General features: G+C 56.3%; 15 protein-coding genes. 10 read left to right on the top strand and 5 right to left on the bottom strand.

The window, feature by feature from the left end; translation table 11 throughout:
- Window positions 1-229 precede the first annotated feature (229 nt).
- The 3 genes from Poly41_RS22895 to Poly41_RS22885 are packed head-to-tail and all read right to left on the bottom strand — an operon-like array spanning window position 230 to window position 6554.
- Entirely contained in the window at window positions 230-2674 is a 2445-nt protein-coding gene (locus Poly41_RS22895) for an alpha/beta hydrolase fold domain-containing protein (RefSeq protein WP_197231537.1), read from the bottom strand.
- Between the two features lie 2 nt (window positions 2675-2676).
- Entirely contained in the window at window positions 2677-4110 is a 1434-nt protein-coding gene (locus Poly41_RS22890) for a hypothetical protein (protein WP_146529261.1), read from the bottom strand.
- 17 nt (window positions 4111-4127) lie between these two features.
- Window positions 4128-6554, bottom strand: coding sequence for a carboxylesterase family protein (locus Poly41_RS22885; RefSeq protein WP_146529258.1), 2427 nt, complete (start codon window positions 6552-6554; stop codon window positions 4128-4130).
- A 1327-nt stretch (window positions 6555-7881) separates the two neighbouring features.
- Here Poly41_RS22885 and Poly41_RS22880 point away from each other — a divergent pair.
- The 6 genes from Poly41_RS22880 to Poly41_RS22855 all read left to right on the top strand — a co-directional run bounded on the left by Poly41_RS22880 (window position 7882) and on the right by Poly41_RS22855 (window position 14387).
- On the top strand, window positions 7882-8484 hold the full coding sequence (locus Poly41_RS22880; RefSeq protein WP_146529256.1) for a hypothetical protein: 603 nt from the start codon (window positions 7882-7884) through the stop codon (window positions 8482-8484).
- A gap of 192 nt (window positions 8485-8676) precedes the next feature.
- Complete coding sequence (locus Poly41_RS22875; protein WP_146529254.1) at window positions 8677-9366, top strand: AIM24 family protein; 690 nt, start codon at window positions 8677-8679, stop codon at window positions 9364-9366.
- Window positions 9367-9486: 120 nt separating this feature from the next.
- Window positions 9487-10830, top strand: a complete 1344-nt coding sequence (gene pstS / locus Poly41_RS22870; protein WP_146529252.1) for a phosphate ABC transporter substrate-binding protein PstS — start codon at window positions 9487-9489, stop codon at window positions 10828-10830.
- A 2-nt stretch (window positions 10831-10832) separates the two neighbouring features.
- A complete protein-coding gene (locus Poly41_RS22865) occupies window positions 10833-11621 on the top strand; it encodes a bestrophin-like domain (protein WP_146529250.1) in 789 nt (262 codons plus the stop codon).
- Between the two features lie 8 nt (window positions 11622-11629).
- Window positions 11630-12991, top strand: coding sequence for an ABC transporter substrate-binding protein (locus Poly41_RS22860; protein WP_146529248.1), 1362 nt, complete (start codon window positions 11630-11632; stop codon window positions 12989-12991).
- A 37-nt stretch (window positions 12992-13028) separates the two neighbouring features.
- Entirely contained in the window at window positions 13029-14387 is a 1359-nt protein-coding gene (locus tag Poly41_RS22855) for an urea ABC transporter substrate-binding protein (RefSeq protein ID WP_146529246.1), read from the top strand.
- Between the two features lie 106 nt (window positions 14388-14493).
- On the opposite strand, the gene Poly41_RS22850 is transcribed toward Poly41_RS22855, so the two are convergent.
- Both Poly41_RS22850 and Poly41_RS22845 read right to left on the bottom strand, forming a co-directional pair.
- The gene (locus Poly41_RS22850) at window positions 14494-14697 is read right to left on the bottom strand and encodes a LapA family protein (protein WP_146529244.1); all 204 of its coding nucleotides are present in this window, start codon (window positions 14695-14697) and stop codon (window positions 14494-14496) included.
- 143 nt (window positions 14698-14840) lie between these two features.
- The gene (locus Poly41_RS22845; protein WP_231615865.1) at window positions 14841-15992 is read right to left on the bottom strand and encodes a mechanosensitive ion channel family protein; all 1152 of its coding nucleotides are present in this window, start codon (window positions 15990-15992) and stop codon (window positions 14841-14843) included.
- Window positions 15993-16120: 128 nt separating this feature from the next.
- On the opposite strand from Poly41_RS22845, the gene Poly41_RS22840 reads away from it, so the two are divergent.
- From Poly41_RS22840 to Poly41_RS34260, 4 genes are all read left to right on the top strand, one after another.
- The gene (locus Poly41_RS22840; protein WP_197231536.1) at window positions 16121-16474 is read left to right on the top strand and encodes a neutral zinc metallopeptidase; all 354 of its coding nucleotides are present in this window, start codon (window positions 16121-16123) and stop codon (window positions 16472-16474) included.
- Between the two features lie 365 nt (window positions 16475-16839).
- Window positions 16840-17175, top strand: a complete 336-nt coding sequence (locus tag Poly41_RS22835; protein WP_261344908.1) for a tellurite resistance TerB family protein — start codon at window positions 16840-16842, stop codon at window positions 17173-17175.
- Between the two features lie 205 nt (window positions 17176-17380).
- Window positions 17381-18382 (top strand): PDZ domain-containing protein, encoded by a 1002-nt coding sequence (locus tag Poly41_RS22830; protein WP_197231535.1) that lies wholly within the window; start codon window positions 17381-17383, stop codon window positions 18380-18382.
- Window positions 18383-18553: 171 nt separating this feature from the next.
- Window positions 18554-18724, top strand: a complete 171-nt coding sequence (locus tag Poly41_RS34260) for a hypothetical protein (protein ID WP_197231534.1) — start codon at window positions 18554-18556, stop codon at window positions 18722-18724.
- Window positions 18725-18838: the final 114 nt, after the last annotated feature.

The following is an 18838-nucleotide window of genomic DNA, read 5'->3' as shown; positions in this document are numbered from 1 at the left end:
CTTTCATCGAATCAACCGCTGCAGGTTGAAAGCGACCGAGTGGGCTTGGTTTACGGCGACTTGTATTCCGTTAGTGTCTGCCGTTCGGCAATGGGATTGTGCTACGAGTCTTTAGAGCAATTGACTTTCGATACGGTCTGCTTTGTGAGTTGCTGTGAATTCCCTCCAGACAGGCTCGTGTAGATTCCTGAGTCAGGCAGATCGCGGCAATGGACTGCTGCGTCAATTACTAATCATTCGTGGACATGAGGGTGCCCTTGAATATCCACGCTGTGTTGTGGTTCGTTCGATTGTTCGCTGCTCCGTCGTAACCACCGATGTAGAACTCGCGGTCGTTCCAAGGCGCGAACTCAATCGTGCGTGTCGAAACCAGAACAGGATGTGAGGCGAGCGCCCGATCGAAGACTCGGACTGGCTCATAGTGACCATCGGAGTGTCGAATCAACAGCCATGCTGCCTGCACATCACCCGCCCGGACTCCATGTGCCGTCAACCAATGGATCGGTGCTCCTGTAGCAGGGTGGACGCCGGGCACGAAGCGGTTGTAGGCCACGAGTCTGCCACCGCGAAAGTTGCCAAATTGGCTGTCGAAAAAGTCGCGCGAATTCAGTTCGTCGGTCACCGCGTAGTCACGCATCGGATCGATGCGCAGAATACGGCCCTCCTGCTCCCGCGAACCGATGATCACTTCATGTTCCCCACTTGGGGCGGGAACGGCGGTGATGCCGCGGAGGCCCGCCCCGGCACGCTGCTCGGGATTCCAGCGGAAGACCTCCTTCCATTTTGGCTTGAGGCCGTCCTGCCGCTCAAGAAGTCGCGGAGAAACAGAGGCATAGAGTTTGCCATTGGCCACGGTAAAGCCCTGGCAACGCTTGAAAGCACCGCCATCGAAATCGGGATTGGCGTATTCGGGTTCCGCGTTCCATCGAATCCGGCCCGGCGCGGCGAGGTCAAATCCGCCACGGTAAATTTCTCCTGCGCCCGTTCCTGCATAGGCATGTTCTATTCCGGTTTCTGCATCACGGTGGGATCCAAAGGCTCGAATGTACGCGCGCGGCCCATTGGGAGTGATGAGGCTCTCTTCCCATTTCCCCGTGGCGTCGTCGTGGACCAAACAACGGAGCCGTCCGCTCCTTCGTGCTCGGACAAGGCCGGCATCGGCTAGGAGCAATGTGACCGGATCGTCGAGCTTCTTTCCGGAGTGATCGGTTGTGAAGGTGAACGACTCCATGGCGTTGATGCGCACGGTCCCGGCAAAACTCCGGGAAACTTCCCACGGGTCGTTCGGGCCTCTTTTGACGAGGATCTGTGCGCCGGGACTTGGGTCATCGCCGGGCTGATCGGTCCAAAATCCGTTGCCCGCGAACAGCTTTCCGTCATGGGCGACGAACCGCAGGGTTTCGGTGCCTCCCATCAACTGTCCATTCGCATCACGCGTGCCGGGCACGTAGTCGCGGGTGAAGCGGACGAGTCCGTTTAGATCATGCTCGTGGTCACCCTCGTTCTCCGCGCGGTCGTTTTCATGAGGCGCTTCGTCGAGCTTCGGCAAGACGGCCGGGAATTTCGACGCGTCCTCGCCGGCGTGCAGCCGCATGATCAGTTTCGTCATCGGCTCGTCAATCATTCCGATATGCGAATTGATCTGGCCGTGCTCCAGAGAAACGGTATCCACCGCACGGGATGGCGAACCCGCCTCGGTGAGCGACTTGGCAAAGATACATCCAAACTGATCGAGCGCCATCCGCTCACTTGCGTAAAAGAGAAGGGTCGGAGGAATGTTCTTTCCGGCTTCGACATGATCCTGTGGAGAGGCGTCCCGATGGTTTGCTTTCTCCTTGCCGAAGGCGTTCTGGTAGAGAGCCGTCATCCCCCGCCCATCCACCGATTTCAGGTAGCCCGGAATATCGATTGCAGCCGGATCGAGCAGAACGTTGGTTTTCAGAAGCAACAGGTCCTTTTCCTCGGCTTTGAGAAAGCTTTCGTTGGTGCCGAGAATTGCCGCGAGATGCCCACCCGCCGAATGGCCCATGAGATGCAACTGATTGGCGTCGCCGCCGTAGTCAACGATGTGATCGTGAATCCAGGCGATGGCCCTGGCACAGTCTTGGGCATGGACCGGATGTTGCACGCCCTCGCCGTCCGGCGTTTGCGGCGAAAGCCGGTAATTGATGCTCGCATAGATGTAACCCTGGCCCACAAAGTGTCGCATCTTACTGCCAACAATGGTCGGATTCGTCTTGTTGCCTCCACGCCAACCGCCACCGTGGATCATCACCATCACGGGGCACGGCGTCGATGTATCGATATTTTTGGGGACGTAGAGATCGAGGCTGAGAAAATTCGGATCAACACCTTCGATTTCGGCGTACCGAATATCCCGATGTGCAGCGTGCTCGGGCATCCCTGGCATCTGCCAATCGCCCGTTTGATCGCTTCCTCGCGGTCGTCCTCTACCGGCAGCTTCGTTTCGCTCAAGGACGCCGTTGCGATTGCGGTCGAGTCCCCGCAGCATGCGGTCAAACCACGATGCGTCCGCCGTTTCCTCGCGTGTGACCTTGCCGTCTCGATTACGATCGAGCTGGTCAAAACGCTCGACCATCGATTGAGCCCAGGCGGTATCGATTGACAGTGCAGCCAGTACGATCATGCTCAGGGAGCAAAGTCGGGTTTTCATGTTCATTTTTCGTCATCTGAGATTGTGCTCTGATAAATCCAAGCGGTATTGAGAGAGATTTGTTTGCCAATGTCGCCTCCGCCCGCAAAGACGGTGGTGTTGTCGAATGGCGACGTAATCATCGCGCGCGTACCACGAAGGTTCGTGCCGGAGGCAACCGGATGCTCGTTATCGTCGATGTATCCGGTCGAGTAGCGTCCGTCAGCGTGACGAACAAGGTACCAAGCGCCGTTGTGAGGCGGCGTGTCAGCGAGCGTCGGGTGAAGGACCGCCACACCGACAAGATGCACTTGTTCGCCGCTTTCCGAATTCTTCCACGGGGTCATCGTGTTGTAGGCCGAGAGAGCGGCGCGTCGGTATTCCGGAAGGTTCCAGACCTTGGCGAAATGCTCGCGCAGATCCAGTTCAACGGTCACGGCGTATTCCGCATGGGGATCGATTCGCTCGATGACACCAGCCTGGGCGCGGCTTCCGAGTAGTACTTCACCATCGCCGTCGGGCGCCGGCACGGCAGTCAGCCCACGCATCAGCAAAGCCTCGTCGGCACCCCCACGCCGTGCAGGCCAGGGCCCTTGAAAAACGCACTCCCAGTGTGCATTCGGACCATTTTTGCGTCGATAGATTCCCCCCGTGATGCCCTCGCGTGTCCGCCGCAAACCGCAGGCGGCGTAGAGGCTCCCGTTGCACTCGGCAAATGCCACGACACGACCGACATTGTCTAACTCGGCCGACTCGTTCCAAATAAGGCGTCCTGGGGCGGCAGGATCGTAAACCGCGCGATGAATTGATCCGTGGGAAGTTCCGGCAAACAGATGGCAGACCTTCGTTACCGGATCGCGATACACGCCGAAGGAGCGACAGGCAGGCTTGCGTCGTTCGGCGGAGTAAACCCGTGTTTCGGTCCAATCTCCGGAAACATCATCTCGCGTCCAGGCGGTCGCCCAGCGTAAAGCCTCGTCGTCCGTATCGCTGCTGGCATCGGAAGGAGCGGCAACCAGCATTTTCGTGGTGTCCTTCAAGGGATTGCCCAGGGAGTCGGTCGTGAATGTGGCCGAGGTCAGTGCGTTGACGCGCGGGGCCGTGCTCTCGAACTGGTGTTCCAAACGCCATGCGGCGTTCTCACTGTCCTTCACGATTACCTGGGCGCCCACCTTCACCGAAGCGTCGTCAGGGAGATTGCGATTGCCCAGTCCGGCGAACAATTTTCCGGCGTGCACCGCAAAGCTCATTGTCTCGGTTCCGGCCAGCGGTTCCCCCGCGACATCCACTGTACCGGGGAAATAGTCCTTCACGAATTGGGGTTTCAGGGACGGCGCGGCGTTCACGCCGTCACTGTTCTCGCCCAAACGCGACAAGCGTGCACCGGGAACGGGCGGTTGTGCCAGAGCGGAGGTGGCGAACGTCAAAGCGAGCAGGAAAGCCAGTTGTGTTTTCATGTTGTCGAGCAGGATGTCTACCGGGGGGGCCTGTTGGGTTCCGACAGTGCGCCTCTGTAAACCCATGCCGTGCCGAGTGAGCCTTTGAAGTGCGAACCGTTGTAGCCGCAGGCATACAGGATGTGCGGTTCGTTGGCGAACGGCGATGGCTTGAAATCTCGTGCTAGAAAGAGGCGGGCATCGCTGTCAATCCGATGCAACGTGTAGTTCGCCTGCACATCTCTCAAAAGAAACCAAACATCATCTTTCAGGCGATAAGAATCTGGGTCGCGCGTTGACAGTTTCTTGCCGGGGACGGGATAGACAATTTGGAAACCGATGGGCCACAAAGGCGTGGCATCCGACGCAGTCTGAAAAGGTGTGAGGTGGTTGAAGGCGGATTCGGCGAAAATCACTGGCTCGCCAAGCCGCTGGCCGAGCCAAGGAAGCAAATCGAGTTCGGCCGTGTGTCCGTGGGTCTCGTCCGCATCGGCCGGAACCCGCATGCGCCAGATCTTCATCTGGGTCGCGAGGACGAGCATCTCCTCTTCGGGCCAAGCGGTGAGGCTCTGCGGATTGGGGACAGCCGTCAATCCGCGGACCTCCGCGCCGCCTTCGTCACCGACACCACGCGGGAATTGCAGCACCTTCACCCAGCGCGGCTGGGGGCCATCCACGCGGCGAAAAACGGAATCCACGTCAGAGGCGAATAGCGCACCGTTGACCGACGCCATGCCAAACCACTTGCTGGTGCCACGTCGACCCTGAGCGGAGATTTCCGGTGTTGTCTTCCAACGGATGCGGCCGGGTGCCTTGGGGTCGTAGCTGCCCGAGAAAATACCAAGCGGCGACGGGTTTGCGCCGACAAATAAGAGGTCCGCGCCGCTGACGCTATCGCGGTGAAGCCAGACTTCGCGGACATTCGAGCCGGCGACTTTGGGCGTGGGAAGGTCGACGGTGAGCCATTGGCCGGTGGCATCGTCACGCACGCGCACCTGCAGCGGTGCCTTGCCGCGGCGACCAGCCAAACTCATTGTAAACGCGACCAGGATCTCCTGCGGACCACCCTCAATCGGCTGACCATCACCATCATTCTCGAAGCGTGCAGAAAACATCTGTCCAACCCGCGAGGTGCCGGGACCGAAATCGATCTCCAGCTTCCATGGAGCATCGGCGCTGGCCTTCGAGTAGATATAGGAACTGCTGCGGGAATATCGGTCACGCTCAAACGAGGTTGCCATGCCGCAGAACAGCTTGCCACGATGCACGACAAGCTGCATGGCGTTCACGGGCAGCGGGCCTTCCTTGGTCTTCTCGGCATCAAACTTCAGCGACGGCTGCCAGCTGAAATCATCCTTGTCGTCCGGAGCAGCGGGCGAAGTTTTCAAACGGCGAACGGAATCATGGAACCTCTCCATCGCCTGGGTGACCTTATCGTTCGGCTCACCGATCGCGCGGTTGAGCGAGCCGTGGTTGTGTTCCGGTGCCTCGACGAATTCGCAGCGCACGTCGGCGGTCTGCAGGGACTTCTGGAATGCGGCCGCTTGCTGAAGTTTTTGCTCGCGGTTGTCCGCTACGACCAGTAAGAACGGCGGAATTCCTTTGCCCACTGCGACGTGGTGCAAGGGCGAGACTTGTCGCCACCGGCTTTCTTCTTTGCCGAATGCCTGGACATAAGTGGCATTCTTGGTGCCGGTCATCATGCCTAGCACATCAAGCGCCTGGGTGTCGAGTTCGACCACGCTGTTGAGGATCGACAGTTCCTTGCCTGCGGCTTTTAAGAAACGTTCGTTCGTCGCCAAGATGGCCACGTGATGCGCGCCGGCCGAGTGTCCCATGAGATGCAGTTGCTGCGGGTCGCCGCCGTGGTCCGCGATGTGCTTGTGCACCCAGGCGATGGCGTCCGCGCTGTCCTGCAACTGGGTGAGCAAATCCACGGCCGGAACGAAGCGGTAGTTGAGGCTGACAAACACCCAGTCTCGGCTGCAGAAGTAGGCCGGCTTCGATCCCACCGCCGCCTTGTCGCCGCGTTTCCAACCGCCGCCGTGAATATAGATCATCACCGGCAGGTTCTTTGCGTCCTTGGGCGTGTAGATGTCCAGCGAGTGAAGATTGGGCTCCACGCCCGAAGTTTCGCGGTAGCGGATGTTGCGTTTTATGTGAAGACCCTCCGCAGCCGCGGCTGATACGGGTGCTCGTCGGCGGGACATCTTGCCTCGACCGTCGCCCTGACGTTGCTGCAGGTAGCCGACGAATTCATCCGGAGTCACAAAACCGTCGCGGTTCTTGTCCGCGGCCTTAAACACGACAGGCATGTCGAGCTCGTCCGCGGCGATCTTCCCGTCGCCGTTCCTGTCGAACTGCTGGAATCGTTCTCCGTCAGCGGCTGGCGCTTGCGCAAAGGTGCTGGTGCTGGGGATCGCCAGCAAGCAGCAGAGAGCGGTGATTGTGACAAGTCTCTTCACTATCGGTCCTCGAGATCTTTAGCATTTCTGTTTCATCGCTTTGCCCATAATGGTTTCTAAGTAGACGACTGAATGGCCATGAGCCCGAAATGCGTTGGCCATGTTCCTATAGGCGGCATCACGACCACCTCATCGCTGGAAGTCGCTTGCTGAGATCGACCACACGAGTAATGCAACACCGGCAAGGGCAGAATGTTCCGAATGTCACGCGAGGAGCACGATTTGAGTTTCATTAGATCGCGGTCCCAGGTCGCGAATTCCCAGTGCCGCAGCCGCTTGAGGCGCGCTAACAAGTCGTCGCTTGCGATGTTAGCCCGAGCCGACTCGCCATGATGCTGGCTCCGATTTCATCTCCTTTCTTCCAATGAGACCTACTGCATTTCTCCCTCCAAAACCACCAAGGGTTGTGGACCCAGCGCTGTAGCACATGCCGATCCCGGCAGCCTCACGGACCGACTTTGCACGCGTAGGTGAGATCGACCTCGTTCAGTTTCAAGTTCTTATTCGGCGCATAGGCTGGACCACTCGCAGTCACGAAGAAATCTCGGTGCAGCGCGGCGGTGTCCTCGGCCGGGAGACACCTCTGCGAGTTGCGCAGTGGGCTTCAAGCTAGCGGGCGATGCACCCGAGATGAGTTATGGGACCGAATGCCGCGATTCTCTACGGCTCAATCCGCGCCCTTAAATTCCTGCGGCTGACTTTGGCAAGTCCGCTCATCTTATGAACGAAGGTCTACCGTCCGTCTCGGTCCAAACGGTTGAGAAACGAAACCCGAAGTTAGTCTTTCGGCTCTGCACCGATCGGCTCTGCTGGGGAGTCGGATGGGATTTCCCGGTTCCAGGTTCGAGATTTCGGCGCTTGCACCTGGTCTGTGACTCCGCCGTGTCTGCCCGCAACTCGCCGATAAAGGGTCCGAACGATATTGACTTCCCCCTGTCCACACTAGATCGACACACGGAAGTGCTGATTTCGGGGCTTTATGGCTGGCCTGCGTTCCCCTCCGCACAGACGGTTAGCACGATGACGTTACCGCCCTCGCACCTCTGCTTGCGGCCGCAGTCGTTGGCTAAACCTTCTTCGTAGGACTTATCAATTTTCCCTATCGCAAACCGGTTTATCCCGGCGACTCTTGGCCAGCGCCCCTTTGCAGCTCGGTATCGTATATAATTCAGCCGTCGCCGAGCTCGATACATTTTTGCAGCCGTTAGGTGATGGTAAATGCGGAAGAGCTTGCGAACTGGGTGTCGATTGGCGAGATCCTGCAGAGCGTCAGCCATCGGGTGGCTAGGTCCGGAACACTCAACCAGAGCTAAGGATAAAGTACGCCGTGGAAGAGCACGAACATTGCACTGATGAATCACCGGCTGATCAAACTACTGCAACCGTCGAGGATACCGACGCACATGATTCCGATGGGCGTGATTTTGGCGAGCCGCAAGAGCTGAAGCGTCGCGGGGATGTTGAGAAATGTCCCGTTTGCGGATCGCAGGTCGACGCGGAAGCTTATCACTGTGCTTCGTGTCGAAACTACTTCTGTTTTCACTGTCGTTCTCGACTAGTCCCGCCAGACACACAGTTGCAGTGTGTGAATCAGCAGTGCGATTACTACGGAAAACTGGTTTGCGATGTCTGTGACGTCTCGCATGAACGAGAGGAAGCACCGACCGTGTATGCCGAGCCGGAAGACGGTTACTGGCCAGGGTGGCTACTGTTTGCGATCATTGCGTTCGGGTGCGTTTGGTATTTCAGTTCGTTGCAGGCTGCGGCTTGGACGGCGGCAGGCGTTTTTGTGCTCGGTGGTGGCCTGCTGCACATGCTGGGTGTGAATGTATTTGGTCGAAACCGAATCGTCGAGCAGCAGCGAAAGAGCGCGTACCATAGCTGTATCCGCTGCGATGAGGTTGTCAAACAGGTCTCGAAGGCGAAGTGAGTATCATGACGAATGATCGCGGTTCTTCTTCAAGGGCGTGCTTGTCACAGGCTTTGAGTGGAGTCGAGGTTTTTCTCATATCGATGTGCTATTCTGTTCGGTGACTCGAAAGCGAAGAGTCTGCTTTCTTACACGATTGGCGACTTGCGTCGGTTCCATCAGAATCACGCGATTGAGGCAGGAAGATAATTGATGGCCGATTTCCAAGTTCACGAACTCGAAGGCACACGTTATGTGGAGATTCACTTGAATCACGAGATGGTGCGTGTCGAAGCTGGTGCGCTTAGCTATCTCAAGGGTGATATCAGTATTCATTCCCCATTGGTGCCGTCCGTTGGTGGAATGATCAAGTCGGCGTTAGCCAGTCAAGCGATCTATCGTCCGATTTATGCTGGTTCCGGGGTGATCACACTTGAATCCTCATTGGGCGGATTTCACATCCTCGATCTCAATGGTGAGTCTTGGTTTTTAGAACGAGGCGCTTTCTGGGCCTCGGAGGGAGATATCGAAGTGAAGTATCACCGCGAGCGATTACAGACCGCGATCTGGGCGGGTGAGGGGCCGCTTTACCTGCAGACTCGAGTGACCGGTCATGGAAAAATAGCTCTGGCCACACGAGGGCCGGTTGAAGAGCACACGTTGGAAGAAGGCGAACGAGTTGTCGCTGAAGGAAAGTATGTTATCTGTCGGACCGGTGAGGTGAAATTCACGGTGCGGAGACCAACCAAGAACTTCTTCGGACGCTTCACTTCGGGGGAGGGTATGGCGCGAGTCTACGAGGGTCCGGGCCGGATCTTGTTGAATCCCGCGCCCTATTGGCGATACCGAATGTTCAATGAACGAGGGAAAAACCCAGAGGATCCTTCACGCACGACCTGCTAGCCAGGATTGCCAGTTGCAGGCTGTCAACACAGTGCTAGCAGTGATGCGGAATGGAATGGACGACTCGATTGACTCCGAAATCAACGCCGCAACGATGATCATTTTCAGGCAGATATTAACATGAGCGTTGCTTTACGTCCGATCACCCGCCAAACCAGCGCAAGTCGCTACGGTCGACGATCGATATTTGGGACTTTTCTACTTGGCTTTCTCAGCCTGCCGTCCGCCGGATGTGAGAACAAGTCGCTTGAGCCGTCGGTTGTCGAACTTCATGGTGCGGGATCAACTTTTCCGGCGCCACTTTATGAGCGTTGGTTCAACCGGATGGCTGAGGAACATCCCGGCCTGTCGATTAGGTATGATGAAATTGGTAGTGGATCCGGTATCCGGCAGTTCATCGACGAATTGGTCGATTTTGCCGCTAGCGATGATCCCTTGTCCGATCAGGAGATCGCTCAGGTGGATCGTGGCGTACGACAGTTGCCGATGACCTCCGGGGCGATCGTACTCGCCTACAATCTTCGCGACGCAAATGGAAATCCGGTTACCGACTTGCGACTGTCGCGAAAGGCGTACGCAGGAATTTTCTTGGGCGAGATTCGAACCTGGCTGGACGAGGAGATCACGCGTTATAATCCGAAAACCGCGTTTCCCGATTTACCGATTCAAGTGGAGTATCGATTGGATTCCAGCGGCACGACTTCAGCACTGACGCGACATTTGTCCGCGATCAACCAAGCATGGAAGGAGGGACCCGGAATTGGGAAGATGGTGACATGGCCCGTCGGAGCTGGAATGCCTAAGAGTCGCGGGGTGTCGCGGGGATTGGAACAGGTGCCTGGGTCGATCGGTTACCTCAGCTATGCTTATGCCAGGCAGGAAGGCCTTTCGATGGCGATTCTTGAGAACAAAGCGGGATCATTCATCGCTCCAAATTTGAATTCCATTCAGCTCGCCTTGAGTGAATTAGACTTGGATATCAGCAAGTCGAGAGCGTTCCTTGCCGATCCCCTTGGTGACACCGCCTACCCAATTGTCACGTACTCGTGGATTCTTTGTTACCGCGTTTACGAGGATCCGAGTAAGGTTGGCATGCTGAAAAAACTCTTCTCCTATGGTCTTGGCGAGGGTCAAGAAGCAAGCGAAGAGTTGGGCTATGTCGCATTGATCGACCCGGTTGCCCAAAATGCGAAAGGCGTTTTGGACTCGATTTCCGTGACTTCCAGCGCCGATAGCGCCACCGCGATTCCGGTTTCCGACAGCGAATCGGCGTCCGGCCCGATCTCCCAAGCGGTGATCGACACAGTGCATAAAGTCGACGGCGCGGAGAACACGAAAACGACACCCGAAGACCTTTCCGATATGAAGGCCGACGATGCTGACGATGTTTCTGTCAAAAACGCTTCGGAGAAACAGGGGAACGATACTTCTTCCTCCGAGCAGCCGAAACTTGGAGAATTTTGAGCATGTTCTACTGGATCTACGACATCCCAACCCATCAGCTTGGCATCCTCATGTCGCTGGTCTTTGTGGGATTCTCCTGGGCAGGCGTCATCCTGGTACGTCCATTGATGCGGTTGTTTGTGCTACGGAGGCGCGAAGACACCAACGATGTGGTCGGATACATCATTTCCTGTTTCTGCGTCTTCTACGGCTTGCTGCTGGGCTTAATAGCCGTTGCTGCTTATCAGAATTACTCGGAAGTCGAAGCCAGTGTGTCGAATGAAGCGGCCGCTTTGGCGGCACTTTATGAAGATGTTTCCGTTTACCAGGATCCCTATGGACAGGATCTGCGTTGGTTGCTGAGGGACTTTTGCCGTTACACGATCCGCTACGGATGGCCGGAGTACCAGCAAGGGCGGATTCCGGAGGGATCGGAAGTGCGACTCAGGGCGTTTCACGAGCGGCTGTTGGTCTTTGAACCACAAACCACGGCGGAACAAATCGTGCACGCCGAATCCCTGCGGCAGTTCAATGCCTTTATGGAAAAGCATCGAATATCGCAACAAGCGGTGACCACCGGGATTCCGGCGATCATGTGGTACGTCGTGCTTATCGGAGCGGTTTTGAACATCATGCTTGTCTGGCTGTTCGATATCGATTTTCTCAGTCACCTGGCTCTCGGAGGCGTACTTGCCTTCTTTCTGGGTACTGTCATTCTGCTCATCGCCTCGATGGATAATCCTTTCCGCGGCGAAGTGAGCATCCAGCCGGAAGCGTTCGAGTCCTTGTACTGGAACAGAATGCGAGACTGACCATTGCCATGAATTCGACGCAACAACGAACGATTTCGACATGCAGCCGTCGCGATGTCCTACGACAAGCAGGTGTGGGGCTTTCGATGACGGCTGCGACCACGTTTGCACCGTTCGTTTTTTCGGGCTGCAGTCGTCAGCGTGCATCCTTGCCGTCGGTGCCGAAGGTAAAGGTCGGTATTCTGCACTCACAGACCGGCACGATGAGCATGCACGAGTCGTCCCTGCGCGATGCCGAATTATTGGCGATTGAAGAGATCAACGCGGATGGTGGCGTCCTGGGACACCATATTGATCCCATCGTGAAGGACACTCGTTCTGGCTTCACCGACATCTTTCCTAAGAAAGCCACCGAGTTGCTTTCGGACGATCGAGTCTCGACCGTATTTGGCTGCTGGACGTCGTCAAGTCGAAAGGCGGTGGTCCCGCTTTTCGAGCGATTCAACGGGATGCTTTTTTATCCACTTCAGTACGAGGGGAACGAGTCTTCTTACAACGTGGTTTACTCCGGTTCGGTTCCCAATCAACAAATTATTCCGGCGGTCGATTGGCTGGTCAGTCGAGAAGGTGGCTCGAAAAGAAGATTCTATTTGGTTGGTTCTGATTACATATTTCCTTGGACCGCCCACCACATTCTTGAAGCATGCATCGCTGGTCCAGGTCGGCAAAATATTGAGATCGTGGGTTTTCGCTACCTCCCTCTGGGTCATCGCGACTTTGCAGAGACCGTGCGCGGGATCCAAGTAGCTGAACCAGATGTCATCTTTAGCACGATCAATGGCATTAGTAACCAGTATTTCTTTCGCGAGTTGGCTTCCCAGGCGGTATCGGCCGAGAAAACACCTGTGATATCCACCAGCGTCGGCGAGGACGAACTGCGGGGGATGATGCCGTCGCATGTGGAAGGCCAATTGGCGACTTGGCACTATTTCCAAAGCATCAACACTCCTAGAAATCGACGTTTTGCTCGTCGCTTCCGTAGTGCGCACGGTGAAGACCGTGTGCTGTCCGATCCGATGGAAGCGGCCTACTCACAGGTCTATTTATGGAAAAGTGCTGTCGAGAAAGCCGAGAGTTTCGAGGTCGATGCGATTCGCGACGCCTTCTCATCGGCGGTCGAATTTCATGCTCCAGGTGGCGAGCTTAAACTCGACCCCAAATCCTTTCACGCCTACAAACGGTGTCGAATCGGGCGTGCCCGCGGCGATGGGCAGTTCGACATTGTCTACGAATCGCCTGGTGTGATTCCGCCCGACCCCTACCCGACCGTGGCGTTCCCAGGCTGGAACTGCGACTGGACCCGCGGCGGGATCACGCAAGGCGAACAAGTTCGCATCTCTCGACCGAACAACGACGGCGCGACGTCGTGATGCCAGGGCTACGTTTACCAGCGAATGAGGGCGATTGATGAAACCAGCACAACAGCGAAACGTGGCGTCTTGCAGCCGACGCGACTTGCTCCGACAAACTAGTGCGGCGCTGACACTGGCTGCTGCCGGCGCGTCATCGCCCTTTCTTTTTTCTGGGTGTCGAAAACGTGTTGTCTCGCCTGCCACTCCAAGGGTGAAGGTTGGAATCCTGCACTCGCAAACCGGAGTGATGAGCATGAACGAGTCTTTGCTGCGTGACGCGGAGATGATGGCCATCGAAGAGATCAATGTGACGGGTGGCGTATTGGGGCACCTCATTGATCCCGTCGTCAAGGATGCACGTTCCGGCTTCACTGACATCTTCCCCAAGAAGGCGATTGAGTTGTTATCGGAGGATCGCGTGTCAACGGTCTTCGGCTGTTGGACATCGCGGAGTCGAAAGGCCGTGTTACCGATCTTTGAGCGATTCAATGGTCTTCTGTTTTATCCACTTCAGTACGAGGGTAATGAATCATCCTACAACGCAGTTTACTCCGCCTCCGTCCCAAACCAGCAAACGTTGCCTGCGGTGGATTGGTTGATCAGGGAACAGGGAGGATCGAAGAAGCGATTCTACCTGGTGGGGTCCGGCCGCGTTTTCCCTTGGACAACTCACTACATTCTCACGAAGTACATCGACAGTCTCGATCGGAGCGATATCGAGATCGTTGGCTTCCAGTACTTTGATTTGGGACCTCGCGATTTCAAAGAATCGGTGCGGGCGATCCGAGCAGCCGAGCCAGACGTGATCTTCAGTACCATCAACGGTATCACCAACCATTTTTTCTTTCGAGAGTTAGCTGCCCAAGGGATTTCGTCCGAGAAAGTCCCGGTGCTGTCCACCAGCATGGGAGAGGATGAATTGCGAGGGATGGCGCCGGAACACGTGGAAGGTCAGCTTGCGTCGTACCATTACTTCCAGAGTATTGACACACCAAGAAACCGCAGATTTGTACGTCGGTTTCAGAGTGCGCACGGTGAAGACCGTGTGCTGTCCGATCCGATGGAAGCGGCCTACTCACAGGTTTACTTATGGAAAAGTGCCGTCGAGAAAGCTGAGAGTTTCGAGGTCGATGCGATTCGCGACGCCTTCTCTTCGGAGATCGAATTCTCTGCTCCGGGCGGCAAACTCAAACTCGACCCCAAGACCTTTCACGCCTACAAGCGGTGCCGAATCGGGCGTGCCCGCGGCGATGGTCAGTTCGACATTGTCTACGAGTCGTCTGATTTGATTACGCCCGATCCCTATCCTAGCGTCGCCTTTCCCGGGTGGAACTGCGACTGGACCCGCGGCGGGATCACGCAAGGCGAACAAGTTCGCATCTCTCGACCGAACAACGACGGCGATCCTGCGTAATGCGAGTACTGCAGTTGCCAGCGAAATGACTGCGGATGGCAATTCCGTCCGGCGTCGAGTCGTCCTTTACAGGAAGTGAGGAACCGTTCTTCGTCGACAAGCGGAATCACTGCATGGCTCGCTTTGTCAGTTCAACCAGCCCCCAGCCAGATATCATACCCAGCAAGTAGGCTCCGACGATCACGATAACTTTAGAAATGCTCATCGACCAAGCCAGGAAGGACACATCGATCGCTTCCAGGTTTTGAATCGAAAAAATGACGATCGCTAACAGCGCGATCCCGGCGAGGACACTGGTTACGTACTTCACGGCAAGTTCCTGATTTGGCTATGCTTTTGTTACCGTCGGTTGAAGGCGTCGAAACAGATTCTACCGGGTGTTCACTGCCGGGCGGCGTTCCGAATCACTGATCTTGTTCAGTAAATCGTTGTTTGTTTTAAAAACCCTCGTGACTAAGCTTCGTTTTGGTGCAAATGGACGTCCATTTGAGGATAGGGAATTCCGATGTTTGCGTCATCCAAATGTTCTTTGACCGCGGCTGTGAGGTATTCTTTTACCGTCCAGTAATCGCCGGCGCTGGTCCAAAACCGCACGGTCCAGCCGACGGACGAATCACCGAGTTCGCCCAGCACAATCTGGTATCCACGTCCCTCACCCTCAACCAAAAACTCTTTCTGCGATTCCGCAGCAGCCATCAGCGAGTTTCGTGTTTTCTTCAAATCGGCGGAGTAATCCACGCCCACGGGGATGTCGACACGGCGGTCTTGGTGGTGCGAGATATTCTCGATGATCCCTCCGGCAATCGCACTGTTCGGAACGATGATGCGACGGTTATCTGCCGTATCAAATGTCGTTGTGAACAGGTCGATTTCATCGACTTTGGCTGTAATTCCAGCTGCGTTGATCACATCGCCGACTTTGAAGGGCCGGAATACCAACAACATCACGCCTGCGGAGAAATTCGAGAGTGTGCCCTGAAACGCTAAGCCGATTGCGAAACCCGCTGCCGCAATCACCGCCGCAAAGCTGGCGATGCCAATCCCGAAATACTGCAGCACACCCAGCAGAGCACTCACCATGACCAAGTAGAAAACAAGCTTGCCAACGAACTTCCCCAGCGTTTCGTCGACACCCTTTTTCAACGGTGCACTGCAGATGCGAGCCAGGAAAGTGGCCACGAAAAAGGCGACAATCAAGACCACCAATACCGTGATGGCTGGAATCCCGTAGCGAGTGAAAAGCTCCCCGCTCTTTTTGGCCGCCGTTGTCAAATCACCGGACTTCAGCGCGTCCACCGCCTCGGCGGTGGTCTCCTTGGCGTCTTCGGCAGCCTGTTTCACAACCGATTCGGCGGCTTCCGGTGAATCAAGCTTCTTCTCCTCGCCCGTTTCCCCGGCTGACTCAGAAGCCTGTGCGGTCTCACCGCCTTCGGCATTTTCAGCGGCAGCGGCTTGACTCGCGGAAGTCTCGTTGCTCGCGGCATTGTCTTGGGCGGACGCAGAAACGGCCAGCCCCATGATTAAGAAACCAAGGAACGCACCTCGATAACGTCGGCGATTGGCAATAACCCTAAGCGACAATGGATGATCCGAGTCGAGCTGCATTTCCAAAAACTCCCTCGATGCCTCGTCAGGCGTGTGAAACGTTGTGCGGACAAACTTCTCCCAGGCACACATCGGCTCGGGACGAACGGCGGCGAGGTGCTCCAGACCCGCCGCGGTCCGTAATTGTCTTGAAATGCCACTACCTGCATAGTGGTGGCAACCTCGCCGGTGCCAATCGAAGCGGCTGTGGCATCGCGAATGCCAAAATGGGACCGTTCGACTGCCCGGCTGCTGAAAAGGTCTCCCGTGTTATTTTATTTGAGGAAATGAAACGCCCGTTCAATTCTCCGGGCGACGTTGCCCAGGCCGACGTGCTCGCTCACGAGGTGGGGCATCACGTTCGAAGACTAAACGGTTTCAGTGAAATCGTCATTCCCGAGAGATTCACGCGTGGCTCGTCAGCCCAACGCGTTCGCTGGTTCAAGGATGGGTTGGCCTCAGGCGACCTGAACGGTTGCCAAAAACTGTTTAACTTGAACTAGGCGCAGCTTTGACCTGCTAAGCTACCAATGGACTTGCCTGATCGATACAATTTTTCGCGTCTACTCAGCAGGGGATCTCCATGGACATGATCGATCTTCTCGGAAGTTTACTCGGACAGAAAACGAGCGGTGGCGGAAGGGGGGGCGATGCATTGAACGATATCTTCCGCCGTGGCTCGGGGGTCTCGCGAGGCGGATCACAGTCAACTGACATAAGTAAAGAAGGAAAGGACCTGGAGGATCTGCTGAATGTGGCCAAAGATCGTCACTCGAACTCCGGTTCGGGGGACCGTGCTCCCTCATCATCGGCGCCCACGAAATCTGCGCCCGCCGACCAACAGTCGCAGGGCGGCGATCAATAAGCCTTGATTCTGATCCGTTCCATGATCAACGCCGCTAAGGCCGATGGCCAACTCGATCAGAAGGAACAGGGGAACATCCTGAAACACCTGAGCAACCCGACTCCGGAGAATCTTCAGTTTATCCGCGAGGAATTCCAGCGTCCCTTGGATGCCCGCGCTTTCGCTCTGTCGGTGCCAGTCGGCATGGAGCAACAGGTCTACACGATATCCTTAATCGCGATCGATCTGGATACGGGTCAGGAAGCGAAATACCTGATGGAATTAGCCGAGAATTTACGCTTGCCGGCAGGCGTCCGTGAGCAGATTCATCAGCGACTCGGAGTGCCGAGCATCTACTGATGGCCGCTTTGATAGCACGGTTGGTGACGTCTTCGTCAAATGCCAATCGCATTTCAAGGCACTTGATCCGTGCCAGCAACATGTGAAGCGCTGTCACACAGAATCGATCCAATTTCGATGGCGGGTGATCCGCCACATGTGGACGAAGTTCGAATTCGGCCCCGTCCTTTGTACTTTCCCACAGCATCTACGAGCGAGTTATCCCATGGTTAAGAGTGTGCTTTGGCGTTCCACGTCGCCGGTGTCGATTGCGCTGTTTTTTTTTTGCATGATGCCGTCCCTTGTCATTCCTTCGGTCCAGGGACAGGAAGCTGGCGCCGCTCAAGCGACGGCGTTGATCGTCGACGGCAATGTTGAGAATGTGTTTCAGGCAGATGGCGAGTATTTGGTGCAGATTTTGGTCCAGCGTTCCGAGGTTCCGCGAATTTATCGCGGCGTCGCAGCGAGATACCCGGCGCCTGGTGAGTATGTCTATGCGCATGTGGGCCCAGAGAGAAATGCATCGGAAAGACGGACGCTTCCCGGGCCGCAGACGCGTGTCAGGGCGTTTCTAACGGTCGGACGATCCGGCCAATGGGAAACGATTGGTCGCGACTGGTATCAGGAGAACCCGAGTGATCGCAATGAGGTGGCCATGGACCGGGCCGGAATTACCATCGGAATTTCCACTCAGCCAGTCACGCTGGGACGCAGCACGGCGTTGAAGGTCGTGCAGGTCACGCCGGACAGTCCCACCGCAAAAGCTGGCATCGAACCGGGCGACGTCCTGGTAGAAGTCAATCGTGTGCCGTTGAGCAGTGAACAACAACTGCAAGACGCCGTCCGCAACAGTGGCGGGACGTTGCTGCTGACCGTTCACGATGTTCGCAGTGGTCGCGACGTCGATGTCGAAGTCGAGTCAGTTGGCGTGTCGCTCGATCCGAATTTGCGATCGGGGATGGCGGACAAGCTGCAACCGCTGGGCGTGACAACCGAATTGGCCTTCTACGGTGGCGAGGCTGTGGTCAAGGTGACCGACGTCAAGCTTGGCAGCCCCGCGCAACTTGCGGGCATCGCCGTAGGTCTGTTGATAGTGAAAGCCAACGGCAAACCTGTGTCCAGTCCCGAAGTGCTCCGAGACGCCGAAGTGGCATCGCGCGGCAGCCTCGAGTTGGAGATTGTGGACCCCAGCGACCGGCGCCAGCGAGTCGTACAAGTCAGGCTTTAACCCCCCCCCCAAAGTCAGCTTGGCCAGCAAGCAAAACCGAGTAGTTCCTGCATGAAAAATAAACTTGTGCATGTGGAGGGTTTTGCTGCTTGACGCTCGACCGGCAATGCGGGACGATCTTGGTGTGTGGAGGGTGGCCCGGTTCGGCCAAGTTCCACGAGGGCGTTTTGAATGTCTGTCACTTATCTTATCTCAGTCTTCGTCGCGGTTTCTCAGCACCTTTTGGCTCGCAGAGATTCAGGAATTGTCGTTTATCGCAAAACGCCCAACGCACTTGCCGAGTTGGCCATGCGGTCGCTAGCGATGGTGGTACCAGCGCTGCGGGTGGTTCGTTCCACGTGAGTGTTCTATCACTTGACACTTTCCATTATCGTACATTGTTTCGGTCAGCGTTTCGGCTGGCGCCGGTGCCCTGCTTCTTTTTTACAACGAATAGAAATCAACCATACGGGAGTG

It is taken from the genome of Novipirellula artificiosorum (assembly GCF_007860135.1).
In the GTDB taxonomy this organism is placed as follows: Bacteria; Planctomycetota; Planctomycetia; order Pirellulales; family Pirellulaceae; genus Novipirellula_A; species Novipirellula_A artificiosorum.
This window is presented reverse-complemented; position numbering and strand designations above follow the sequence as displayed.